The sequence below is a fragment of the Acinetobacter sp. AHP123 genome (assembly GCF_023757925.1).
Lineage (GTDB): Bacteria > Pseudomonadota > Gammaproteobacteria > Pseudomonadales > Moraxellaceae > Acinetobacter > Acinetobacter oleivorans.
Window position 1 is genome coordinate 2,421,434 of sequence record NZ_CP092454.1, and the last position, 24,293, is coordinate 2,445,726.

25 protein-coding genes and 1 pseudogene are annotated in these 24,293 nt (G+C 38.5%); 12 read left to right on the forward strand and 14 right to left on the reverse strand.

Features of this window, described 5'->3' with window-relative positions:
* Positions 1–72: 72 nt before the first annotated feature.
* Positions 73–1,218 (forward strand): acyl-CoA dehydrogenase family protein, encoded by a 1,146-nt coding sequence (locus MJX77_RS11495; RefSeq protein WP_004791229.1) that lies wholly within the window; start codon positions 73–75, stop codon positions 1,216–1,218.
* 50 nt (positions 1,219–1,268) lie between these two features.
* On the opposite strand, the gene MJX77_RS11500 is transcribed toward MJX77_RS11495, so the two are convergent.
* Both MJX77_RS11500 and MJX77_RS11505 read right to left on the reverse strand, forming a co-directional pair.
* Positions 1,269–1,895: a hypothetical protein gene (locus MJX77_RS11500; RefSeq protein WP_252059110.1), complete on the reverse strand. Its 627-nt coding sequence runs from the start codon at positions 1,893–1,895 to the stop codon at positions 1,269–1,271.
* A gap of 104 nt (positions 1,896–1,999) precedes the next feature.
* Entirely contained in the window at positions 2,000–2,944 is a 945-nt protein-coding gene (locus tag MJX77_RS11505) for an alpha/beta hydrolase (protein ID WP_252059111.1), read from the reverse strand.
* Positions 2,945–3,128: 184 nt separating this feature from the next.
* Between MJX77_RS11505 and pheA the strand changes: the two genes are divergently transcribed.
* From pheA to MJX77_RS11525, 4 genes are all read left to right on the forward strand, one after another.
* Complete coding sequence (pheA, locus tag MJX77_RS11510) at positions 3,129–4,238, forward strand: prephenate dehydratase (RefSeq protein WP_003650703.1); 1,110 nt, start codon at positions 3,129–3,131, stop codon at positions 4,236–4,238.
* Positions 4,239–4,345: 107 nt separating this feature from the next.
* Positions 4,346–6,592, forward strand: coding sequence for a bifunctional prephenate dehydrogenase/3-phosphoshikimate 1-carboxyvinyltransferase (locus MJX77_RS11515; protein WP_252059112.1), 2,247 nt, complete (start codon positions 4,346–4,348; stop codon positions 6,590–6,592).
* A gap of 127 nt (positions 6,593–6,719) precedes the next feature.
* Positions 6,720–7,103, forward strand: a complete 384-nt coding sequence (locus MJX77_RS11520; RefSeq protein ID WP_005068294.1) for a hypothetical protein — start codon at positions 6,720–6,722, stop codon at positions 7,101–7,103.
* Positions 7,104–7,272: 169 nt separating this feature from the next.
* Positions 7,273–8,733 carry an aminoacyl-histidine dipeptidase gene (locus tag MJX77_RS11525; protein ID WP_252059114.1) on the forward strand — a complete coding sequence of 487 codons (1,461 nt, stop codon included), beginning with the start codon at positions 7,273–7,275 and terminating at the stop codon, positions 8,731–8,733.
* A gap of 35 nt (positions 8,734–8,768) precedes the next feature.
* Here the strand turns inward: MJX77_RS11525 and rtcA are convergent, their stop codons facing one another.
* The 5 genes and pseudogenes from rtcA to MJX77_RS11550 all read right to left on the reverse strand — a co-directional run bounded on the left by rtcA (position 8,769) and on the right by MJX77_RS11550 (position 13,431).
* Entirely contained in the window at positions 8,769–9,815 is a 1,047-nt protein-coding gene (gene rtcA / locus MJX77_RS11530) for an RNA 3'-terminal phosphate cyclase (protein ID WP_252059116.1), read from the reverse strand.
* A gap of 260 nt (positions 9,816–10,075) precedes the next feature.
* On the reverse strand, positions 10,076–10,534 hold the full coding sequence (locus MJX77_RS11535) for a DIP1984 family protein (RefSeq protein ID WP_252059117.1): 459 nt from the start codon (positions 10,532–10,534) through the stop codon (positions 10,076–10,078).
* A 12-nt stretch (positions 10,535–10,546) separates the two neighbouring features.
* Positions 10,547–10,930: pseudogene (locus MJX77_RS11540) on the reverse strand (DUF7684 family protein).
* Positions 10,931–10,932: 2 nt separating this feature from the next.
* Complete coding sequence (locus MJX77_RS11545; protein WP_252059118.1) at positions 10,933–12,201, reverse strand: RtcB family protein; 1,269 nt, start codon at positions 12,199–12,201, stop codon at positions 10,933–10,935.
* 255 nt (positions 12,202–12,456) lie between these two features.
* Entirely contained in the window at positions 12,457–13,431 is a 975-nt protein-coding gene (locus MJX77_RS11550; protein WP_252059119.1) for a ribonuclease Z, read from the reverse strand.
* A gap of 67 nt (positions 13,432–13,498) precedes the next feature.
* Between MJX77_RS11550 and rtcR the strand changes: the two genes are divergently transcribed.
* Entirely contained in the window at positions 13,499–15,097 is a 1,599-nt protein-coding gene (rtcR, locus tag MJX77_RS11555) for an RNA repair transcriptional activator RtcR (protein WP_252059120.1), read from the forward strand.
* 59 nt (positions 15,098–15,156) lie between these two features.
* On the opposite strand, the gene MJX77_RS11560 is transcribed toward rtcR, so the two are convergent.
* Positions 15,157–15,789 (reverse strand): alpha/beta hydrolase, encoded by a 633-nt coding sequence (locus tag MJX77_RS11560; RefSeq protein WP_174742979.1) that lies wholly within the window; start codon positions 15,787–15,789, stop codon positions 15,157–15,159.
* Between the two features lie 125 nt (positions 15,790–15,914).
* On the opposite strand from MJX77_RS11560, the gene yaaA reads away from it, so the two are divergent.
* Positions 15,915–16,694 (forward strand): peroxide stress protein YaaA, encoded by a 780-nt coding sequence (gene yaaA, locus MJX77_RS11565; protein WP_252059121.1) that lies wholly within the window; start codon positions 15,915–15,917, stop codon positions 16,692–16,694.
* A 198-nt stretch (positions 16,695–16,892) separates the two neighbouring features.
* Here the strand turns inward: yaaA and MJX77_RS11570 are convergent, their stop codons facing one another.
* From MJX77_RS11570 to MJX77_RS11590, 5 genes are all read right to left on the reverse strand, one after another.
* A complete protein-coding gene (locus tag MJX77_RS11570) occupies positions 16,893–17,678 on the reverse strand; it encodes a thiazole synthase (RefSeq protein WP_001154366.1) in 786 nt (261 codons plus the stop codon).
* Positions 17,679–17,691: 13 nt separating this feature from the next.
* Positions 17,692–17,889, reverse strand: a complete 198-nt coding sequence (thiS, locus tag MJX77_RS11575) for a sulfur carrier protein ThiS (protein WP_004791249.1) — start codon at positions 17,887–17,889, stop codon at positions 17,692–17,694.
* A gap of 13 nt (positions 17,890–17,902) precedes the next feature.
* The gene (locus MJX77_RS11580; protein ID WP_004643452.1) at positions 17,903–18,268 is read right to left on the reverse strand and encodes a DUF423 domain-containing protein; all 366 of its coding nucleotides are present in this window, start codon (positions 18,266–18,268) and stop codon (positions 17,903–17,905) included.
* Between the two features lie 111 nt (positions 18,269–18,379).
* Positions 18,380–19,246 (reverse strand): RNA polymerase sigma factor RpoH, encoded by an 867-nt coding sequence (gene rpoH / locus MJX77_RS11585; protein ID WP_004791254.1) that lies wholly within the window; start codon positions 19,244–19,246, stop codon positions 18,380–18,382.
* A 133-nt stretch (positions 19,247–19,379) separates the two neighbouring features.
* Entirely contained in the window at positions 19,380–19,625 is a 246-nt protein-coding gene (locus MJX77_RS11590) for a sulfurtransferase TusA family protein (RefSeq protein ID WP_336624778.1), read from the reverse strand.
* 375 nt (positions 19,626–20,000) lie between these two features.
* On the opposite strand from MJX77_RS11590, the gene MJX77_RS11600 reads away from it, so the two are divergent.
* Together MJX77_RS11600 and rhlB are read left to right on the forward strand one after the other, a co-directional pair.
* Positions 20,001–20,213, forward strand: coding sequence for a cold-shock protein (locus MJX77_RS11600; protein WP_000126912.1), 213 nt, complete (start codon positions 20,001–20,003; stop codon positions 20,211–20,213).
* Between the two features lie 103 nt (positions 20,214–20,316).
* Positions 20,317–21,468, forward strand: coding sequence for an ATP-dependent RNA helicase RhlB (gene rhlB / locus MJX77_RS11605; protein ID WP_004791258.1), 1,152 nt, complete (start codon positions 20,317–20,319; stop codon positions 21,466–21,468).
* Positions 21,469–21,506: 38 nt separating this feature from the next.
* Here rhlB and MJX77_RS11610 read toward each other — a convergent pair whose 3' ends face one another.
* Positions 21,507–21,887 (reverse strand): hypothetical protein, encoded by a 381-nt coding sequence (locus MJX77_RS11610; protein ID WP_003650739.1) that lies wholly within the window; start codon positions 21,885–21,887, stop codon positions 21,507–21,509.
* 209 nt (positions 21,888–22,096) lie between these two features.
* On the opposite strand from MJX77_RS11610, the gene MJX77_RS11615 reads away from it, so the two are divergent.
* From MJX77_RS11615 to MJX77_RS11625, 3 genes are read left to right on the forward strand one after another with little or no spacing between them, the layout of a single operon-like run.
* Positions 22,097–22,672: a nitroreductase family protein gene (locus tag MJX77_RS11615; RefSeq protein ID WP_252059123.1), complete on the forward strand. Its 576-nt coding sequence runs from the start codon at positions 22,097–22,099 to the stop codon at positions 22,670–22,672.
* Between the two features lie 34 nt (positions 22,673–22,706).
* Positions 22,707–23,780 carry an NAD(P)H-dependent glycerol-3-phosphate dehydrogenase gene (locus MJX77_RS11620; protein ID WP_005306983.1) on the forward strand — a complete coding sequence of 358 codons (1,074 nt, stop codon included), beginning with the start codon at positions 22,707–22,709 and terminating at the stop codon, positions 23,778–23,780.
* Positions 23,781–23,836: 56 nt separating this feature from the next.
* Positions 23,837–24,292: a SixA phosphatase family protein gene (locus MJX77_RS11625; protein WP_004791265.1), complete on the forward strand. Its 456-nt coding sequence runs from the start codon at positions 23,837–23,839 to the stop codon at positions 24,290–24,292.
* Position 24,293 lies beyond the last annotated feature (1 nt).

Sequence of the window (24,293 nt, forward strand, 5' to 3'; positions counted from 1 at the left end):
CAGTTGCTAAAAAAATGATTAGCATGCACAGCAATGAGATTCGATAAAACAATAAAGCTGAAGGAAAATATTATGTTGGCATACGATGCAGATTTAGAATTATTCCGTGATAATTTTAAACGTTTTATGAGTGAGCATATTGCGCCTCACTACGACCAATGGGAACGCGAAGGAATTATGCCTCGTTCAGTTTGGAATCAACTGGGTGAAAATGGCTATTTATGTGTAGATGTTCCAGAAGAATATGGTGGTTATGGGGTTCCAACCTACTACTCATTAATGTTAGTTGAAGAATCTGCACGTGCTGGCTTTTGTGCATTATCGACAGCTATTTCTTGCCACTCTGAAATTGCTGCACCGTATATTTTACATATCGGGACAGAAGAGCAAAAACAATATTGGTTACCGAAAATGGTAACAGGTGAAGTTGTTGGTGCAATTGGTATGACTGAACCTGGAGCAGGTTCGGATTTACAATCAATGCGTACCAGTGCCATTTTGCAAGACGATCACTATTTATTAAATGGTTCAAAAACATTTATTTCAAATGGACAGCATGCTGATCTTGTCGTGCTTGCAGTAAAAACTGATCCTCAAGCACGGGCGAAAGGTGTGTCATTATTATTGGCAGATACACATCTGGAAGGCTTTAAAAAAGGCACAAATTTAGACAAAATCGGCCTACATTCTCAAGATACATCTGAGTTGTTTTTTGACAATGTGAAAGTACCTAAAAACCAATTACTTGGCCAAGCTGGGCAAGGTTTTGCTTATTTAATGCAAGAGTTACCTCGTGAACGTACTGCAATTGCATCTACTGCAATTGGGGCAATTCGCGGTGCGATTGATTTGGCAACAGCTTATGTAAAAGAGCGTCAAGCATTTGGTCAACCTATTTCACAGTTCCAAAATACACGTTTTGTTTTAGCACAAGCAAAAATTGATGAGCTTGCTACAGCAGCTTTTTATGAAAGAAACGTTGCCTTATATCAAGAAGGCAAACTAGATGTAGAAACAGCTGCAGCATTGAAAAGTTTCAGTAGTGATATGCAAATGAAGGTTGCAGACAACTTACTCCAGCTTTTTGGTGGGTATGGTTATATGACTGAATATCCAATTTCACGTTTCTTTGTAGATGCCCGTATCCAACGTATTTACGGTGGTACAAATGAAATTATGAAAGAAATCGTAGCCCGTGGATTAATTGGCAAAGCCTAATTAAGCAGAGAAAAAACAGCCTGTCTTAGAACAGGCTGTTTTGTTTTTAACTATTTATTCTTCTGTTGAATGACAGGATAGTCTTGTTGTTTCGGTAATTGCTGTAATGCATGATTCATCTTTCTTAAAAACTCATCGGCTTCATCTTGATGAAATGAATCTTCGGTGTATTCACTACGTTCTTGAAAGACGACACCACAACCAGTTATTTTCATATTTTCAGGATTAAATGACCAGTCATTTGGGTCCTTTAAGTTAATGTTTAAATCGCTTTCACAGCTTTTCCATAAACGTAAAAACTCATTTGATAATTCTGCTTTAAATCCTCGTGCTGGATAGACCGAGAAGCCTTTCATTTCGGGATTAGAAAACTGTATAAACATGTCTACTGGCATACCGCCCCAAATGATTGCTGTACCTTCTTGTAAATAGATGCCTGATAAATTTTTCTCTTTTAAAGCATGTGTTTGCTCAAATTTCTGCCTGAAATTTTGGGACTGATAAGTCAGCTTGGTTTGGGGGGGGATTGGAATACCACGAACTTGATTACTGACAGTTGTCATATAGTACGGAGAATTATCCCTACCATTGCATCCTGCAATTAAGGGGCAACCGCTACAAGCCGTTAAACTAAAACCTGTAAGACCCAGTAAGCCTAAAACAATAATTTTATTCATTCTATTTTACTGTTGTTATGACATATTGGGTCAGTATAACCAATCTAGGCATTAAGAGGACTATCTTTAAGAACAACGAAATAATCATCTTTAAATGTAATTTTTTACTTGGCTGGCTGCTGGAATGGTCCATCAAATAAAGATTTACAGCTTTCTAGGTCTTTGCACGAAGCAAACATAAGAGCTTTAGGTAGGCTCGCATACAAATTTGTAATGTGTTGTTCAGCAGGGTTATAAAAATGCCAATAAGTAAATTGATCTGAACGTTTATTTTCCAGAGCTTTAAAGAAATCTGTTTCATTAAATTTATTATCAAGTTGAGTACGAGGCCCGCCTTGCTCATGTGTACCGACTGTGGTCAAAAGCATCGGAGAGTTGCTTTGTTTTTGACTTTGCCAATGATCTAACTTTTTAAATAACATGCCTTGATCAAACCAAAGAGAAGGGCTTGCAGCAAAATAACGCTGAAATGCATCTGGCTTTTGAAAAAAATGATAAAGAACCAACAAGCCTCCAAAAGAATGTCCATATAGACTCTGTTGTTGACTATTAACTGGAAACTGTTTTGCAATTTCTGGTTTGAGTTCATCATTTAAGAAATTGATGAATTTGTCAGCACCACCATATTTATATTTACCTTGTGCCTGAAATTCAGCAGAAGGTTTTGGTGTGTAATCATAAGCACGTTTTTGCACATCAAAAGTTTTTTGCTGCGGATAGCCAACCGCGACGATCATGAGCGGGTCTAGGCCTAATTTTGCAGAACCTGCACCAATTGACTGGGCAATATTGGCAGCACTTGGAAATGTTGCATTGCCATCTAATATATAAAGTACTGGATAACCCTGTTGGGGTGGGGCAACGGGTGGTTTATAAATTTGAATAAGATAATCATGGCCTGTATTTTTAGATTTAATTTGAAATTGTGCCTGATTATTTTGAAAAACGATTTTTGATTGATTTTGTGTGGAAGTTTGAGCCAAAACAGAGCTACTTATTAATGAGCTTAAAAGGAAACAGCAAGGTAAAAAGAAAAATGATTTATGCATAATGGGGAATAATAAAATTTATTACACAAATAATAAATGAAAATCATTATCAAATAAAGCAATTCAAGGAATGTGTGCAAAAAGGTTAATGAAAAAAGCTCTTACAGCCATATTGCCTAACAAATCAAAGCAGACTATTGTTATACTCTCGTTTAAAAGATGATTTTACTGAGGCTGCATTCTAATGATCAACGATGATCAAAACAAAACGACTTCTCTTAGTTTAGAACAAATTCGCGAAGATATTGATAGCGTGGATCAACAGATTCAAGAATTATTAAATCGACGCGCAAGCCTTGCTGAAGCTGTTGCGAAAGCTAAATTTGCTTCCGAAGAGAATCCTTTGTTTTATCGTCCTGAACGTGAAGCGCAGGTCTTACGTAAAGTTATGGAGCGTAACCAAGGTCCTTTGTCTGATGTAACCATGGCACGTTTGTTCCGTGAAATTATGTCTGCTTGCCTTGCTTTAGAAGCGCCGCAAAGTATTGCATTTTTAGGGCCAGAAGGTACTTTTACTCAATCTGCTGTGCTTAAGCATTTTGGTAAGGATGCGGTTGTACGCCCGCTTCCAACGATTGATGAAGTCTTCCGTGAAGTGGAAGCTGGTAGTGCACATTACGGTGTAGTTCCAGTTGAGAACTCATCTGAAGGTGTTGTAAACCATACTTTAGATTGCTTTAAAACATCGAATTTAAATGTGATTGGTGAAGTTGAATTACGTATTCATCATCAATTTCTTGTTTCTGAAAATACACGTAAAGACAGTATCAAGCAGATTTATGCTCATCAGCAAACTTTGGCTCAATGTCGCCAGTGGTTAGACGCGCATTATCCTGGTGTTGAACGTGTTGCTTTAAACTCAAATGCTGAAGCTGCCCGCCGTATTCGCAACGAATGGCATTCAGCAGCGATTGCATCTGATATTGCAGCAGGCATGTATAACCTTGAAATCTTACATAGCAATATTGAAGATAATCCGGAAAATACAACTCGTTTCTTGGTGATTGGCCGTGAAAAAATTCCACAAAGCGGCAACGATAAAACATCGTTATTGATTTCAGCACATGACCGTGCGGGTGCTTTATTAGAAATTTTAGCGCCATTTGCAAAACATAATATTAGCTTAACAAGTATTGAAACTCGTCCAGCATTACCTGAAAAGTGGGCATATGTATTCTTTATCGATTTAGAAGGTCATATCGAACAAGAGAATGTTGCTGCTGCGATTAATGATATTCGCCCAATGGTGAAAGAGATTCGTATTTTAGGTTCTTATCCTGCTGCTGTTCTGTAATCACTTATGTTGGAATAATGACATGCATCAAGATAAGCATGTCATTATGCTTAAAAACAAATTGCTCAATGGTTTAAATAACTTTGAGCAAAAGCAAAGTTGAAGTTATGTCACAACCCCTATTTAAAAAAGTTGCATTTATTGGTTTAGGACTCATCGGGTCGAGTTTAGCTCGTGTTATTGTTGCAGAAAAGTTGGCCACAACTGTTGTTGCATCTACACGCTCACAGAAAACTTTAGAAGATGCAAAATCACTTGGCTTAATACAAGAAGGATTTTCTGATCCTGTTGAAGCCGTGAAAGGGGCAGATTTAGTTGTTTTAGCCTTGCCCGTACGTGCTACACAAAAAGTGCTTGAGCAAATTAAACCTTATTTGTCAGAAACCACGATTGTAACTGATGTGGGAAGTACAAAAGGTAATGTCGTTGATGCAGCAAAAGCTGTATTTGGTGAAAATTTACCAGCAGGTTTTGTACCGGGACACCCTATTGCAGGTAGTGAACACACGGGTGTTCATGCAGGTAAGGTTGACCTATTTGCAAATCACAAAGTAATTTTAACGCCGTTACCGACAAGTGCAGAATGGGCTGTTGATAAACTGATTCAACTTTGGTCAGCTGCTAAAGCTGAAGTCATTTGTATGGATGTTGCTAAGCATGATGAAGTGCTGGCACATACGAGCCATCTACCACATTTAATGGCATTTAATTTGGTCGAGCAACTTGCAAATCGTGAAGATAATCTTGATATTTTCCGTTATGCAGCAGGTGGTTTCCGTGACTTTTCAAGGATTGCGGCTAGTGATCCTCAAATGTGGCATGATATTTTCTTTGCCAATAAAACAGCAATATTAAATGCTGTAGATGGCTTCGAAAAGCAACTTACCGTACTTAGAAAATTGATTGAAAACGAAGATTCTCATGCATTAATGGGTTTACTCGGCCATGCTCAGGCAGCACGTCAGCATTTCAATCATATGTTAGCCAAAAAACCTTTAATGGAGAAAAATAAGGTGACACAGCAATTCAGTATCTTACCGGGAAATAAGGCTTTTAAAGGTAAATTTACCGTACCGGGTGACAAATCTGTGTCACATCGCTCCATTATGTTTGGTGCTATTGCCGAAGGCACTACGCATGTAACAGGCTTCCTCGAAGGTGAAGATGCTTTAGCAACTTTGCAAGCTTTTCGTGACATGGGCGTAAGCATTGAAGGCCCAAAGAATGGGGAAGTGACCATTCATGGCGTAGGCATGCATGGTTTAAAAGCACCTGCAAGTGCATTGTATATGGGTAACTCTGGTACAAGCATGCGTTTGCTTTCAGGTATGCTATCAGCGCAAAAGTTTGATTCAGTGATGACCGGTGATGCATCACTTTCTAAGCGTCCAATGGAGCGTATTGCTAAGCCATTACGTTTAATGGGTGCACAAATTCAGACTACGGGTGAGAAAGGTACACCACCTGTAAGCATTACTGGTGGTCAACAGTTAAAAGCGATTCAATACGATTTACCTATGGCATCTGCTCAAGTGAAGTCTGGTATTTTACTTGCGGGCCTATGGGCTGAAGGTGAAATCTCTGTTACAGAACCAGAGCCAACTCGTGACCATACAGAGCGCATGCTTCGCGCATTTGGTTATGATGTTAAAACCGAAGGCAACAAAATTTCTCTTGTTGGTGGCGGAAAATTAGTAGGTACTGACATTCAAGTACCATCAGATATTTCATCTGCTGCTTTCTTTATGGTGGGTGCTGCAATTACTGAGGGTTCCGATGTTGTTCTGGAAGCTGTAGGTATTAACCCAACACGTACTGGCGTAATTGAAATTTTAAAACAGATGGGTGCTGATCTAACTGTTGAAAATGAACGTATTGCTGGTGGCGAACCTATTGCTGATATTCATATTAAAGGTTCACGCACGCTTAAAGGCATTCATATACCAGAAGACCAAGTACCTTTAGCAATTGATGAATTCCCAGCTTTATTTATTGCAGCAGCTTGTGCCGAAGGCCAAACGGTACTAACTGGTGCGGCAGAACTTCGTGTGAAAGAATCTGACCGTATTCAGGTTATGGCAGATGGCTTAAAAATCATGGGTATTGACTGCACGCCAACTGATGATGGAATCATTATCGAAGGTAAGGGTAAGTCAGGTGATTGGTCACCAATCTTTGCTGGTGGTGAAATTGAATCACATCATGACCACCGTATTGCCATGAGTTTTAGTATGGCAGGTCTTCGTAATTCTGGTCCGATTACCATTCAGGGTACTGAAACTGTGGCGACAAGCTTCCCAACTTTCACTGAGTTGGCGAATCGTGCAGGCTTAACAATCGAAGTTAGCCAATAACTTTTGACCTGACACATTTTATAATTGCTAACACAATAGCAACGGCAGCAGCGGGCTAAAGGCTTGGCTGCTGTTTGTTTATTGCTTATGCTAAGCGCAGATAATGATAAAAGTGTTAGGACAAAGGATGAAAAAATTACAATTTATTGCCAGTTGCCCACAACATGGGGTGCTTGATCATCCACCAAATGAATGCCATATCACTCAAGAATATGTAGCGGCTTTACTGTTTAAACAATTGGGGCATTATGGCTTTGATGCACAGCACATTGTGCATGAGCATGAAAAGGTAGAAGTCAGTATTGATAATCATCTTTTACCTTTGTCTATTACTTGCCAGAAAACAGACCATGAAGGGCATTTGATGTGTGAAATTTCTGCCAATCCTGATGAAGAACAAGACTGGTTTGAGAAAATCGAAACACAAAGCATTATTCGTCAGCTTGCGCAGGCCGTTGAAAATAGTTTGAAAGCTGATCATAGCTTTTCAGCATTTGAATGGAAAAACTAAGCATACGACTGTTAAGACTTATTTATGAAGTACGGCTTTTTAAAAAGTCGTACTATCTCTTTAGATTAAAGATAAAAATACAAAATCTTTCCCGAAATTCCTACCTATCTTTAATGCATTGTGTATATTGAAATTATTACGATATTTACATAATTAGAGTATGGTTTTCATGACACAAGTCAATATTGCAGCGTTATCTCCTCAAGTCGTTTGGCAGCATTTTCAAACACTTTGCACTATTCCTCGTCCTTCAAAGCATGAACAGCAGCTTCGTGAGTTTTTACAAAACTGGGCTGAAAGTCGAAATTTAGAAACTTACATAGATGAAGTCGGTAATTTAATTATCCGTAAGAATGCGACTGTGGGTAAAGAACATGTGTCTGGCGTTATTCTGCAAGGCCATTTAGATATGGTCACACAAGCCAACACTGGCACAGTACACGACTTTTTTAAGGACCCTATTCGCCCAGTTCTTGAAGATGGCTGGTTGATTGCTAAAGATACTACTTTAGGTGCTGATAATGGCATTGGGGTAGCCTTAGCTTTGGCAGTATTAGATTCAAATGATATTGCTCATGGACCAATTGAAGTTCTTTTGACAGTTGATGAAGAAGCAGGCATGAGTGGTGCACGGCTTTTACAGGCAGGTGTACTAAAAGGGAAATGGCTATTTAATATTGATACAGAAGAGTGGGGTGAGTTATATCTCGGATGTGCTGGCAGTATTGATGTTGAAGTAGAACAGCCACTTATTTATGAACCAATTCCTGAAAACTTGACGGTTGTAAATATTCAGGTTGTCGGTCTTAAAGGTGGTCACTCTGGCGTAGATATTCATTTAGGACGTGGCAATGCCAACGTTATTTTAGCTCGCTTTCTAAATGAGTATTTAGCAAAGCTTGGTGGACATCTTGTTGAGTTTACAGGTGGCACGGCGCGTAATGCTTTACCGAGAGAAGCTGTAGCGACTATTGCAATTTCGTCTAACCAATTACCCGAATTAGAAAAATTACTCGCTGAATATCAAGCAGTATGGAAAAACCAACTGCAGGGTATTGATGACAACCTGCGATTAACTATTCAACCTACTAGCGTTGAAGTGACCGAAGTGATTGCTCAACAACAGCAAAACGAGTGGTTACAAGCTTTAGCAACAAGCCCTTATGGCGTTGCAAGTATGAGTCAAGCTTTACCAGACGTAGTTGAAACTTCAAATAATATTGGGGTCGTAAAACTAAATCGAGAGGGCGGAAAAGCTGTTTTAATGGTCCGCTCAATGGTGAACCAAGAGGCTCAAGACTTTGCAGAAAAAATTCAGGCACATTTTAGTCAATTTAATATAGCCTCAGCACTCACACCATTGGTTTCGGGTTGGACACCAAATCCTGACTCGGCTGCTTTAAAGTGCTTACAGCAGGCCTATCAAAAGGCATTTAACATTGAACCAAATCTTAAAGTGATTCATGCAGGCTTGGAGTGTGGAATTATTGCCGAGCATTATCCACATTTACAGATGGTTTCGTTTGGTCCAGATATTCAGGGGGCGCATGCACCAGGCGAGCGAGTCAGAGTAGAGACTGTAGAGAAATGCTGGAAGCTGTTGGTGACAGCTTTGGCATCTGTAGAGTAATTTTTTAAGAGATAAGAAGCTCAGGTATGAGCTTCTTAAACTTTAACCTTTACATGAAAATGCTTTGGATTTAACTCAACAAACTCGATTTCACAATCAATAAATTTTTCAATCATGGCCGCTTGAGTACGAGTGTGTTCGCTAATACATTGTGCGGTGAATTCACCCCCTTGACCTAATGTCAAAGGTAGCAGTAACTGGTCTGCCAAATATTCATCTACAACAGCCTGCGAAGATAAATATAGCTTTACATCTTTTGCTAAATGATCAGCTATTTGCTCTGCACTTTTGCTCCTTTCACCTAAAGCTGTAAAAAGTTGAGTGTGATATTGATGAGCAACTTTCACATACATTGTATTGCCTTGGCTAATTCCATTTAAATGAAATTGCTGCTGAGAGCTTAAGTTTAGTTTTTTACTTAATGTGGTTAATTCACGTTGTGCTATCTGTGCTTCTTCTGAAAGATTTAATACAGCTGCAAAAGCTTCATTGCCTTGCAAAGCACCACGATCTAATAAATTTAAGCTGTTTCGATCTTGCCATGGCTGAACAGTAATCTGAATTTCACCAGCACCAATTGGAAAAAAGCCAGCTTTATTTAATCTAAAATCGACGTTAATTCCAATCTTCGCTAGAGCAGGTAAAAAGCAGTGTTTAATAAAATCTGCTGTTGGTGCAAGTGGGTTATGTGTACCGCCTGAAATGGTGAGTTCGCTAGCTTCATTTTGTAATAACAAAACAGGTAGAAGCGTTTGTAAAACTAGTGTTGTACTACCCGCTGAACCAATTTGAAATTGATATTTACCACTTTGAACATGCTGAGGTGCGAAATATAAACGCTGGCTATGTAATTCAGCGCTTTCCACATAAGCTTGGCTAATTTGTTGAGATGCCTGTACACAAACTAAATGTTGACGCATTAGCCCTGGTTTTTTACGTCCTGCACGTATATTAATTAATTCAAACGGTTGGCCTGTAATCATTGAAAGCGCAAGGGCAGTTCTTAAAATCTGTCCACCACCTTCACCTTGTGATCCATCAATTTGAATGGCTTTTGGCATATTTGCCAAAACTGTATTCACTTCTATTTTCCTTATTTTCTAATTTAATGAACATACATGTCAGTACATGGTAATGCGAAGTAACGCGTGACTTTGCTTTCGACAAAGGTTTGCTAGGTGCATAGTGCTGAGCCTGATAAGTGAATATCGATGCACGGCTCACATGCTGCCATAGCCGCCTGAATTATTTTCAATCCCTCAGATCGGAGTAACGCAGGATCTTGTACTCGCCCAGTATGTCCAAACTTTGATTGTGAAACAGATTTCACAAAATCTATTGTTTAATCGATTAGATCAATTTGCCAATTAGCAGCCTGAATTTTGATGTTTAAATCACGGAGTTTCGCACTGATATCATCTGCCTGCTTTTGTAAGCTAGAAACAGGAATGACTTTCTTCCACTTAATTTCACGTGAGCTATAACGATCAGGTTCGTGATGTGTATTGGCAATCGCATCTATTAAAATCTTATGCTGTTCAGCATAACTATCGCGCAAGCTTAATAGAGACAACAATACTTTGCCATCTTCCAGTTTTGCTTGTGCATTGGTCAAATGAATACGACAAATCAATTGATTGCTTTCCTGAGTTAAAGCAAATATCTGTTTGATCAGTTCATTTGGATCTTCACTCGGTTCATCACCATCTTGTACCAATACATTGGCATTAATTCGTTGTTTTAACGAAGCAAGCTTTTTTTGTTGATCGCTTCGAAGTAAAAGTGCTTCTGCGAGTTTCATTTTATTTACCTTTTATTCAATATGTACAATCACTAAGTTTGAAATATCTTCTAATTGCATCGTAGTTTTTGCACATTCAGTAATGTCTTCTAAAGTTTCATCTTCATGCCAAGTTGTCATAAAGCAATGATCGGCTGGTGGTTGATAGTTGTAAAAAACTAGATATGTTTCATCTAGGACATCATGCCAAATAGAACACTCATACCCTGTAACCATTGCTTGAATACAGTGTTTTGAATAGACAATCTGCTCACAGATCTAATTACGCCATTTAGGCAGAATTTGATCGGTTTCCACAACCAAGATGATGGAATAGGGATATCTAGGCAGAAACAGATGCTTTTCTTCATTTGCCCTGATTCTATAGCTTCGAATATCTAAACTATCTTTTTCCATAATCACCCTTTAACACACACCACTTGTCGTAAGGTATACACTACTTCAACCAAATCGCTTTGTGCTTTCATTACATCTTCAATCGGTTTATATGCCGAAGGAATTTCATCAATAACAGCAGCATCTTTACGGCATTCCACACCTTCAGTTTGTGCAATCTGATCTTCCACAGTAAAACGTCGTTTTGCTTCAGTACGGCTCATAACACGGCCTGCACCATGCGAACATGAACAGAAAGATTCCTGATTTCCAAGCCCACGGACAATAAACGACTTCGCACCCATTGAACCTGGAATAATTCCATATTCACCAAAGCGCGCACGGACTGCACCTTTACGAGTGACCATCACTTCTTCACCGTAGTGTTCTTCCTTTTCCACATAGTTATGGTGACAGTTCACTGCTTCCAAACGTGCCTGAAAAGGCTTTGGTACAATAGTCGCCAAGGCTTTAATCGCAGATTGCATCATGATTTCTCGGTTCTTCATTGCAAAGCGTTGAGCCCAACCTACAGCAAACCAGTAATCATCAAAGTGTTCAGTTCCTTCTACTAGGTATGCTAAATCTTTATTTGGCAAATTAATGAAATGCTTCTGCATGTCTTTACGGGCAAGTTCGATAAAATGATTACCGATAGCATTTCCTACACCACGAGAACCTGAGTGCAACATAATCCAAACATGATCATGCTCATCTAAACAGATTTCGACAAAGTGGTTTCCAGTACCTAAAGTCCCCAAATGTTTGCGGTTATTGGTGTTTTTTAAGCGTGGATGTTTTGCACAAATGTATTCAAAATCTGCAACCAGATCAGCCCAAGCTTGATCTACCATTTCTGGTGGAGTTTCCCATGAACCACGATCACGTCCGCGCTTAGTCATTCCATGTGGAATTAATCGTTCAAGTTCAGTACGTAGAGCATGTAAGTTATCTGGTAAATCTGAAGCAGTTAAGCTTGTACGAGTTGCCATCATTCCGCAACCAATATCTACACCCACAGCAGCAGGAATAATTGCCCCTTTAGTTGGGATCACGCTACCAATAGTTGCTCCTAAACCGAAGTGTACATCTGGCATTACAGCCATCCATTTATAAATAAAAGGCATTTGAGCTGTTTGTAGTAATTGTTGTTTTGAGTTGTCATCAACAAGCACACCTTTAGTCCACATTTTGACTGGCATACTTTTTTCATTTTGCAGAACTTGATAAGAACGTTCTTGCTGCTTTTGTTCAAATTGAGCTTGTTGGTTAATTTCTTCAATGACAGACATTTTCTTTTCCTTTCAAAGCCTGCCTGCCAAGCGTTTGCAGGCAGGTGTTATTCACAAGATCCCAATGATGTTGTGTGCTTTGTACTATTGCACTGAGTGTGCCAACTTTTTTTAAAAACATTTAATTTAATTATAAATTATTGAAAATAATAAATAAAAATGATTTTATTTTATATGGGATGAATTTTATTGGCAGTTTTTAATATTAAAAATATATCCAAAAATATATTTAAATATATTTTTGGATATATTGACTTAATGGGGTTTATGATTTTTATCGACTTTTAAAAGCTGCCCAGCTTCATTTAAAGCAAATTCATCAAAATCATTGGCTAAATAAAAATGACCTTTATAAAACTGGCGAACTTCTTCAGTAATAGCTTGCTGTCCAGCTCTATCTTGATGTCGGGGGCTAAAGTGCGTCAGAATTAAATTACTTAAAGATTGCTGTTCTGCAAATTCAGCCACCATTTTTGCTGAGCTATGCATTGGACCTTTGCCGACTTTATCTAAAACCGTTTGCAAGTAAGTCGATTCGTGAATAAGGAGTTGAGCATCTTTGCAAGCATCAACTAATAGTTCAGGTTGGTCATTATCACCACCTATAATTGCATGAATTTGTTGATTTTGAACTTTGATAAAGTCTTGAGCTTTTAAAGTTTGCCCCTCAAAGTCAACATCGTATCCTCGTTTTAAATGACCCCACATATCGCCTTGAGGCACGCCAAGCTGAGTTAGAGCTTGGGTATCTAACTTCTTCTGAATCGATTTGATGTAAATGCTAAAAGCAAAACTTGGAACACGATGGCTTAGTGGGTGTGCTTGAACAATGAATTCATCAGTGATTTGTTGTGGCTGCATTGCTTCATTTACATCAATAAATTGCAGTGAGTAAGGTAAGTGTAAGTCAGTAAGCTGGGCAGTGATTTCAAACCATTGCTGAATTTCTTTCGGTGCAATCACGATTAATGGTTTGCTACGGGCATTCATGCCTGCACTTGCCAATAAACCAACTAAACCATAACAATGGTCGCCGTGAACGTGTGTAATACAAATGGCAACTAGGTTTTGTAATGAAAGTCTGGCTTGTTGAACGCGGTGCTGTGTACCTTCGCCGGCATCAATTAAAATCCAGTCCTTATTTTTGCTGTTACGAACTGCTAATCCTGAAACATTACGTGTTAAGGTCGGTACACCGGAAGATGTGCCTAAAAAAGTAAAATGAAGCATATTCTTGGAATTTTTTGGTCAAATGCGTATTGTATATTATAGACACTTATAAAATTTTATAGAAATTATGGCGGATGCAAAGAAAACAGTCGTTATTGGCTTTGTCGGTTCTACACTTGATCAGGGAAGAAAGCCAGATCGATGGCAACGTTGGCGTCCTACGATTAGCTTGTTAATGCATGAAGATTTGCTTGTAGATGAATTGGTGCTTTTACATGATCGACAACATCATAATTTAGTTAAATCTATAGCAGCAGACGCAAAAGAAATTTCTCCACAAACTCAGGTTTCTGGACACAAGGTGAGTATTAGAGACCCTTGGGATTTTGCTGAAGTTTATGGGGCACTTTATGATTTTGTAAAAACCTATCCGTTTGATGTCGAAAAAAATAACTATTTATTGCATATCACAACGGGAACACATGTTGCCCAAATTTGTTGGTACTTATTGGTAGATGCACATTATTTACCTGCTCAGCTTATCCAAAGCTCACCTAATCAACCAAAGACCCCAGAAGGTGAATATAGAATTATTGATCTGGATTTGTCTCGATACGATGTTTTAAAACAGCGCTTCGATGATGAGCAAAAGCAAAATTGGCAACAACTTAAAGCAAATATTTCTACTCATAATAAAGTGTTTAATCAGCTTATTGAGGAAGTTGAGTTAGTTGCAACTCGCTCTAGTGCGCCTATTTTGATTATGGGTGCAACAGGTGTTGGTAAGTCTCATTTGGCAAAGCAGATTTTTCAATTAAAGAAAGATAAATTTCAATTAAGCGGTCGTTTTATCGATGTTAACTGTGCAACCTTACGTGGTGATAGTGCTATGTCGACCTTATTTGGTCACATAAAAGGTGCATTTACAGGAGCAGCCGCATCTCGTGCTGGTTTATTAAAAAGTGCTGACCAAGGCATTTTATTTTTAGATGAAATCGGTGAATTGGGACTTGATGAACAAGCAATGCTGCTAAAAGCACTAGAGGATAAAAGCTTTTTTCCTGTTGGGAGTGATAAGGAAATTCAGGCCGATTTTCAACTAATAGCTGGTACTAACCGTGATTTGCGTAATGAGGTTCAAGCTGGCCGTTTTCGTGAAGATTTATGGGCTCGTTTGAATACGTGGACGTTCTTCTTACCAAATTTAAAAGACCGTGTAGAAGATATTGCACCCAATATTGATTTTGAGCTACAGCGTTTTGCTGCAATTCATCAAAGACAATTACGTTTTCAACGTGATGCTTTAGAAACATATTTAAAGTTTGCTAAATCAGTAGATGCATCATGGCAAGGAAATTTTAGAGATTTAGCAGCGAGCGTAACTCGTTTAGCAACTTTATCTCACGGTGAATTAATTCGTCGTGAAGCTGTAGAAAAAGAAATTCAACGCCTAAAGCAACTTTGGCTTACTCAGGATGAATCTTACAATGATAAAGATGAAGATATTCTTTTGAACTATTTGAGTCCTGAACAGCTAGAACAAATAGATGAATTTGATAAGATTCAATTACGAGGTGTGCTCAAAGTCTGTGAAAATTCAAAATCAATGGCAGAGGCGGGAAGACAGCTCTTTTCAGTATCTCGTCAACAACGTAATACAACGAACGATAGCGACCGAGTGAAAAAATATTTAGCCCGTTTTGGATTAAGTTGGAATAATTTTTAGCAGTTACAGCACTTATGAAATGATGGACATAGACTCAATCTATGTCCATCAAATATACTTTATTTCATGATAATAAAGCGTGTAATGATTTGACGAAGCTGTTTTAAATATCCTGTAAAGAAGTGGTTAGCGCCCGGTAAAATCGTAATTGGATGCTTTTGTGGTTTTGCCCATGCAATTGCATCTGAAAGTAAGGTAATGTCATCTTGCTCACCATGAATGAGTAGAATATCACCTTGAATTTCAGGAGTTTTATAGTGACGCAAGCCTACTACAGTAGCCGTTGGTAAACCACATAAAATTAACTGTATAGGTCGTGATTCAGGATTAAGCTGGGCAAAGCATTTTGCCAGAACATGTGAGCCGAAGCTGAAACCACCTGCATAAAATGGCAAGCCTTCATGAAGCTTACGAACATGTTCAATGACAGCTAAGATATCTTCAGTTTCACCATGGCCTTCATCATGAACGCCTTCACTGCCACCTAGGCCACGGAAACTCGGGCGGTAAACAATGCAACCATATTCATTAAAGATTTGGGTTAAAAGGGCAGGGACTTTATGTTGAGGGGTTCCACCTTGCAATGGGTGCGGATGACAAACAACCGCAAAGCCTTTGATTTCACCTTCAGGGCGGTCAACGAAAAGTTCAATTTTACCTACTGGACCCTGGATGAAAGTTTGCTCAGACATATAAGAACCGCTAAATAACAATACGTGATGCTATTTTACCGATAGTCGTCATTGAAAACACGAGTTAGCATTAAAAAATATCTACTGTTATAGTTGGTATTAAGAATAATTTTTTCAGGTTATGTATGCTTGCTTTAATTTCTCCTGCAAAAACTTTGGATTATGAAACACCGTTACCTACAGATGAGTTTACTCAGCCTCGCTTGTTAGAACACTCAGCACAATTAATTGATGTTAGCCGTAAACTTTCTGCTTCGGAAATTGCGAGTTTAATGAGTGTTAGTGAAAAAATTGCCACATTGAATGCAGACCGATTTAGAGATTGGAAGCCCGAATTTGATTTTTCAAATGCTCGTCAGGCAATTTATGCATTTAAAGGTGACGTATATACGGGTTTAGATGCGTACCATTTAAAAGATAAAGATATTGATTTTGCACAGCAGCATTTGCGTATGCTCTCTGGTCTATATGGTTTATTACGTCCTTTAGATTTAATGATGCCTTATCGTCTTGAGATGGGCACTAAATTAAAAAATACGCGTGGTCATAATTTATATGAGTTCTGGGGTGAAATTATCACAAACCAGATTAATGAAGATTTGGCAGCAATAAATTCTGAATTACTTGTAAACTTAGCTTCAGATGAGTATTACAAGTCTGTCAATGAAAAGAAAATTAAGGCTGAAATTGTGAAGCCGGTTTTTCTAGATCAGAAAAATGGTAAATATAAAGTCATTAGTTTCTATGCGAAAAAAGCACGCGGTTTAATGGCTCGTTTTATGATTGAAAACCAATTAAATAAAGCGGAAGACATCAAAGCGTTTAATACTGATGGATACTACTTTGATGCGGAGAATTCATCAGCAAAAGAGTTGGTATTTAAGCGCGATGAGCAAGTGGCTTAGCCTTACTAAAGTTAAACTTTCGTAAGCGGTAACTATCGTGAGGTGGCATGGATGCCACCGTTTCGCTGTATTACATGGATGTAATATCAGCGAAACAAAAGATTTTTGTTACTTTTCATCTTTGAAAAGTAAAATGCCTATACAAGTTGCACTAAAGTTACAACGGTAATTAAAGGCTGTGTTCTTGCAAGAAATAGATTATTTAAAGAAATAACCTGTTTCTGGTGAGCTTGCATTTGCCATACGTTTACGTGGCATACGACCTGCTAAAAATGCTTCACGTCCAGCTTCAACAGCTTTCTTCATTGCAGAAGCCATCAAAATAGGGTTTTGAGCAGCTGCAATTGCTGTATTCATCAGCACACCATCACAACCAAGTTCCATAGCAATAGCTGCATCACTTGCTGTACCAACACCTGCATCTACCAAAACAGGTACTTTTGCATTTTCTTTAATAATTGAAATAGTGTGCGGGTTTAAGATACCTAAACCTGAACCAATTAGACTACCTAAAGGCATAATCGCAACACAGCCCATACTTTCAAGTTCTTGAGCAATGATCGGGTCATCAGAGGTATAGACCATAATCTCAAAACCGTCATCAATCAAAGTTCGAGCTGCTTTTAAAGTCTCGGTTACATTTGGATATAAGGTTTTTTCGTCGCCTAGAACTTCAAGTTTTACTAGGTTATGACCATCGAGTAGCTCACGCGCTAGCATACAAGTACGAACTGCGCTATCAGCATCAAAACAACCTGCGGTATTTGGCAAAATTGTATATTTTTCTGGTGGAATGACAGACAGTAAATTCGGTTGATCTGGATTTTGTCCAATATTCACACGGCGGATTGCGACAGTTACGATTTCTGCACCACTGGCTTGAATAGCTAAATCCGTTTCATTTAAGTCTTTATATTTGCCAGTTCCTACCAATAAACGAGATTGAAAAGAACGTGAACCAATAATGAGAGGGGTGTCTTGCATGGATAACTCCGACTTAGCCGCCGCCAACAGCGTGAATAATTTCGATACGGTCATGTTGAGCAATAGTGATTTGCTCTAATTTGCTTTTAGAAACGATTTGCTGATTGTGCTCGACAGCAAAGCGTTTTCCTTCAAGTGCCATTTCCTGAATGAGTTGCAACAGGTTTTGACAAGGCGTGTCCGTTAATTCGCCATTTAAATAAATTTGCATGATCACATTCCAATTATTTTGCGTATTTGAGGGCATTCCAAGCCAAAACGAGCCATCCAGCTATCATAAATGCTCCGCCAATTGGGGTAATTGCCCCTAAAATTCTCGGTAATCCAAGTGCCATGATATAGAGTGAACCACAGAAAAATAATATACCAATCTGAATTAATATGAATGGCAATTTAATGGGGAACGTCAGGATGACTTTGCTTAAAATACCAAGTGCTAGTAAGCCTAAAGCATGGTAGAAAAAGTAGTCGGTTGCTGTATGCCACCAAACAAGTTGCTCAGGACTCGCGTGAGCTTTAAGACCATGTGCTCCAAAAGCACCCAACATGACTGCAAAGGCAAGATTAAGGGCTGAAATGGCAATCCACATAACAAAAAACGCAAATGAATAATGAAAGGCAACGTTATCATAGATTGGGTTGGCTAAACATAGCCAGATAAAACAAAAGGGCTAAACGCCCTTTTATTTTTAAACTTATTTTTAGCTTGCAGACATAGCAATTTTAATTTTTTCCATTGCATTCTTTTCAAGCTGGCGAATACGCTCTGCTGATACATTATATTCGGCTGCTAACTCGTGGAGAGTAGATTTATCATCATCTAACCAACGACGTTGTAAAATATTACGCGAACGATCATCTAACTGATCCATTGCATCATGTAAAGCAGATGTACTTTGCTCTTCCCAGTCTTCATTTTCAACTAAACGAGCTGGATCATAGCGATTATCTTCAAGATACAATGCCGGTGCAGTATGCGGAGTATCATCGTCGTCGTCGCCTTGAGCTTCGAAAGCAGCATCATAAGCGGTTAAACGACCTTCCATCTCCAGAACTTGTTCTGCAGTAACATTTAAGTCATTCGCAATCGATTGAGCTTCTTCGAGCGTTAATTTTTTACTCGATTTTTTTAAACTACGTAAATTGAAAAATAATTTACGTTGTGCTTTGGTCGTTGCAATTTTGACAATACGCCAGTTACGAATAACGTATTCGTGAATTTCTGCTTTAATCCAGTGGACGGCAAAAGATACAAGACGCACGCCCATATTTGGGTCGAAACGCTTCACGGCTTTCATTAAGCCTAAATTACCTTCTTGAATAAGGTCGCCTTGTGGTAGGCCATAACCTGCATAGCTGCGCGCAATGTGAACGACGAAACGTAAATGCGACATTACCAGCATTTTTGCGGCATCAAGATCTTGGTCATAATAATAACGTTCAGCAAGTTCTTTTTCTTGCTCGGCCGTTAAAATAGGAATCTGATTGACAGTACTGATATATGCACCAAGGTTTACACCGGGCGCAGACAATGACAGGGGCATCAATTGATTGCTGCTGTCACTCATGATTTCTCCTTGTAGGATCGGATGGGATAACCAATAAATTCATCTTAATTTGAATCAGCTTCATAATTAAGGAAAATTGGGTAGAGAAATGTAAAATTTTATGCAATTTCTAATCTTTTAGTTTATCAAAGAATCATTGAGTTTCAATTAAATAGTGAAATTCTCTTTCAGATATATATGTTGTCTGACACATAAAATGATGTAAACCACAGTAACGAGTTACATCTATTTCACTATGAGGGTCAGAAGATTTTAATAAGAATAGCTGTTTACCCGATACTTTTTTGAGTTCGCGTTTTAGCATTAATAAAGGCATCGGACAGGGTTGGCCCAAAGCATTAATTTCAATGGGTGCTGTAGTAGAAGAAGTGTTGGTCATTCATCATCAAAACAACTAAAAAAATTATTCTAACAAATTTTTTTATAAATGCCGCACATTTTATAAAAGAAGAAACAAGCAATTACCTATAAAAAATATTGTAATAAGCTGTTTAAAAAAACGACTAAAAATACGGGAAATAATTGAAAAAAATTCTATTAATTGTCATAAACCCGTGGTAAGCTCGAACCGTTTTAAGATTTACCACACACTTAAATTGGTTTAAAAATCTTATAACAAATGGATGTAACCGGAAATTGTTGATAGTTTTACAGAATGATTACAAGCTTTAAGATTATAAATATTTTAAACACTTGTTTGCTCTGCTGTTTGCAACACCGGAAGGTCCTTTTTTCAACATCTGAGGATTGACTTATGACAGCTCGCGAACAAGGCGTAGTAAAGTGGTTTAACGACACTAAAGGTTTTGGCTTTATTCAACGTAACGGTGGTGATGACGTATTTGTTCATTTCCGCGCAATCGTTGGTGACGGTCACCGTTCTTTACGTGACGGCCAACGCGTAGAATTTAGTGTAGTACAAGGTCAAAAAGGTTTTCAAGCTGAAAACGTTCAGCCTTTAGACTAATTCATCTTTTTGATGAATCATGGACGCTCCAATTTTTGAATTGGGGCGTTTTTGTTTATAATGATCTTCTCATTAGAGAGATTGTTTGTTAGAGCACGTATTTATGACATCTGGTTTTGAAACCTTGAATTTACATCCGCAACTTAAAAAGGCGATTGATGCTTTAGGGTTTAAGCAAATGACCCCGATTCAGCAAAAGGTTTTAAAATATACGTTGGGCGGGCATGATGCGATTGGTAGAGCGCAAACAGGAACAGGTAAAACTGCTGCTTTCCTTATTAGTGTAATTAATGACTTGTTACATAATCCGATTCAAGAGCAGCGTTTTCGTGGTGAGCCACGTGCTTTGATTTTGGCGCCTACGCGTGAATTGGCATTGCAAATCGAAAGCGATGCAAAGTTACTCACAAAATTTTCAGATTTACACATCGTGACACTGTTGGGTGGCGTAGATTTCGATAAGCAAAAGAAACAGTTAGATGCTAATTTTGTCGACATCATCGTTGCTACTCCTGGGCGTCTAATTGATTTTGTAGAACAAAAAGAAGTTTGGCTCGATCAAATTGAATTTTTAGTCATCGATGAAGCTGACCGTTTATTGGACATGGGTTTTATTCCTTCTGTAAAACGTATTGTGCGTTATTCCCCACGTAAGGAACAACGCCAAACGCTCATGTTCTCGGCTACTTTTAGTTATGATGTGCTTAATTTGGCAAGACAATGGTTGTTTGAACCAATCACTGTTGAGATTGAACCTGAGCAAAAAACTAACAACGATGTTGAGCAGCGCGTTTATGTAGTCGCTAAACAAGATAAATATCGTTTACTACAAGATATTTTGCGTGAAGAGCCTATCGATAAAGTTATGATTTTTGCGAATCGACGTGATCAAGTGCGCCGTCTTTATGATCATTTAAAGAGAGATGGATATCGGGTCGGTATGCTTTCAGGTGAAATTGCTCAAGATAAACGTTTAAAAATGTTAGAGCAGTTTAAGCAGGGTAAAAATAACGTCATGATTGCAACTGATGTTGCAGGCCGTGGTATTCATGTTGATGGCGTATCTCATGTGATCAACTATACTTTGCCTGAGCAATCAGATGATTATGTACATCGCATTGGACGTACAGGTCGTGCTGGGTCACAAGGTGTAAGTATTAGTTTCTTATCTGAAGATGATGCTTTTTACTTGCCGGAAATTGAAAAAGCAATTGGTAAGAAATTGCCATTAACCCGTCTAGACGGTTATTGCTAATAAAAAAATCCCAATCAACTGATTGGGATTTTTTTTGATTAATTAATTTTACAATAGAAGGTAAGGGTTGTTTGATAATCATCATCTTTTGCAAGTGATGCATTTTTACCAGTTAAAGTGCCAATTACACCAGCCGCTGCTTCAACCATTTGGCCAGTTTTTTCGCTTACAACATCTTTTAATACACCGTTGTATGTTGTTTTTTCATCTACTACAACAGGACTCGTGCTTTTTGAACAAGTTTTTTGAGCTGCAGTAATCGCATTATTTTTTGCAATTAGATTCGTTTTACCAATACCTGTGACTTCAAATTGATTATTTTCTTTTTGAACTGCCAGAGTGTTCTTAGGCGTAGTGGCACAAGCACCTAGTAATAAAACAACACTACTCAACGCACTCGCTAAAATTATTTTTTTCATGTTTCACCTAATATCGCTAATCGTCAAAAGATCTCACTATTTGAACACAAGTTTTCTAATTGATTTTGAAGACGTTGTATAAGTTTTGATGTTTTGTCTTAAAAAAATGTCAAAGCACGAACTCGTTATTTTTATGTTCTAGATACAATGGTGGATTATCTGTAGATTATGCTAATCTATTTTGAATTTTTTGAGTTAGATCAATATTAATGACGGATTCAGCAATACAGATAATTCATCAGAATATTCACCAACGTCAATCTATTGGTCAATTGATTGAGCCTGCTCCAAATGCAGATCAACTAGAGTTGGCTTTTCAAGCTGCTTTAACTGCTCCTGACCACCATAGACTTAAACCAACACGTTTTGTCGTTATTGAGGCTGAACAACGTGGTGCTTTTGGTGAGGTTTTAGCAAAAGCTTTGGCTGATTTAGGTGAAACCGACTCAGCACAGCTTGAGCGAGTGAAGCAACATCCTTTCCGCGCGCCTTTACTCATTTTGGCGCTTACGCAGCTGCAAGATCACCCTAAAGTTCCACATTTTGAACAGATTTTAAGTACTGGGGCTGCCGTACAAAACCTTTTATTGTCTTTACAAGTGCAAGGTTTTTCTACCATGTGGCGTAGTGGTGCTGTTGTCGAATCAAACTGGTTAAAACAGCATTTAGGATTGCAACCACACGATTTAATCTCAGGTATTATTTATGTGGGTACGGCAGCTAAAGCGATTGCGCCGCGTGCAGATATTGATAGTAAAGAATTCGTAAAAGTTTGGCAGGCATAAAAGTCTGTAGAAGTAAGAAATAGGATAATAAAGCATGACTGAATTTAAGTTTACAGATTTAGTGGAACCTGTTGCGGTCGATAAAAAAACAGCATTACGTATTACTGTTTTAGGTGGAGGCAGTTTTGGTACGGCTATGGCGAATTTAGCTGCACGTAATGGCTGCGACACCATGATCTGGATTCGTGATGCTGATACAGCCGAAGAAATCAATAAAACCCATATTAATAAACGTTATTTGCCAGACTTTGTTTTAGAGTCCTCATTACGTGCTGTGTCAGACCTTGAACAAGCAGTATGTGATCGAGATATTATTTTAGTGGCCATTCCTAGCCATTCATTTCGTGATGTCTTAAAACAAATTGCTCCTTTTATTACTGCACAAGCGATTGTCTCTCTAACCAAGGGTGTCGAGGCTAAAACTTTTAGCTTCATGAGCGATATTATTCGTGAAGAGTTGCCAGAAGTTCCTTATGGGGTATTGTCTGGACCAAACCTCGCTAAGGAGATTATGGCGGGAATGCCATCTGGTACTGTTATTGCCAGCGATTCTGAACTCGTTCGTTATGCTGTACAGCATGCTCTGCATAGTGCGTTATTCCGAGTTTTTGGTAGTGATGATGTACATGGTGTTGAACTGGGTGGAGCACTTAAAAATATTTACGCCGTTGCAATGGGAATTGGTGCAGCTTACAAAATTGGTGAAAACACCAAGAGTATGATTTTAACGCGTGCTTTGGCTGAGATGAGCCGTTTCGCGGTAAAGCAGGGTGCAAATCCACTTACTTTCTTGGGTTTATCTGGTGTGGGTGATTTATTTGCAACCTGTAATAGTCCATTAAGCCGTAATTATCAAATTGGTTATGCTTTGGGTTCAGGTAAAACACTTGACCAAGCGAGTAAAGAATTGGGGCAAACCGCTGAAGGAATTAATACAATTGTTCAGGTGCGCGGTAAAGCAGAAGAATTAGACGTATATATGCCAATTACCAATGCTTTATATGAAGTTATCTTTGAGGGGGCGCCTCCTTTAAATATTGCCTTATCTCTTATGAAAAATGGGCACCGTAGTGATGTTGAGTTTGTTTTACCTCATCATGAAGTCTGAAGAAGAAATGTCATAAATTACGGTTATAATGCAAGAATTATTAACAAGGAATATTTATGCAACTGACATTAGTTCGTCATGGGGAAGCTGCTCCTCCAGTCAATGGTAATGATACTAAACGTCCACTTACTGCTCGTGGGCATGCTCAAGCTGAACAGACAGCAACATTTTTAAAAGATATTGTTAAGCCTGATATTTTTGTAGTGAGTCCATTATTGCGTGCTCAAGAAACATTAGCGCATATTCAAACTTATTTTAAAGATGTTCCCGTGCTGTTATGCGATAAAATTAAACCGGACGATAATGCGAAAGAGGCGGTTGAGTGGTTGTCTCAGGTTCCGTATGAGTCAATTGTAGTCGTGTGTCATATGAATGTAGTAGGGCATATTGCTGAACTACTGACTCATGAAAACTTTAATCCATTTGCACTTGCCGAAGCTCGAATTTATGATCAGGCTGTGATTGCAACTGGTTTATCAACACAAAAAAATAGTTTTGTACCCACAATATAAT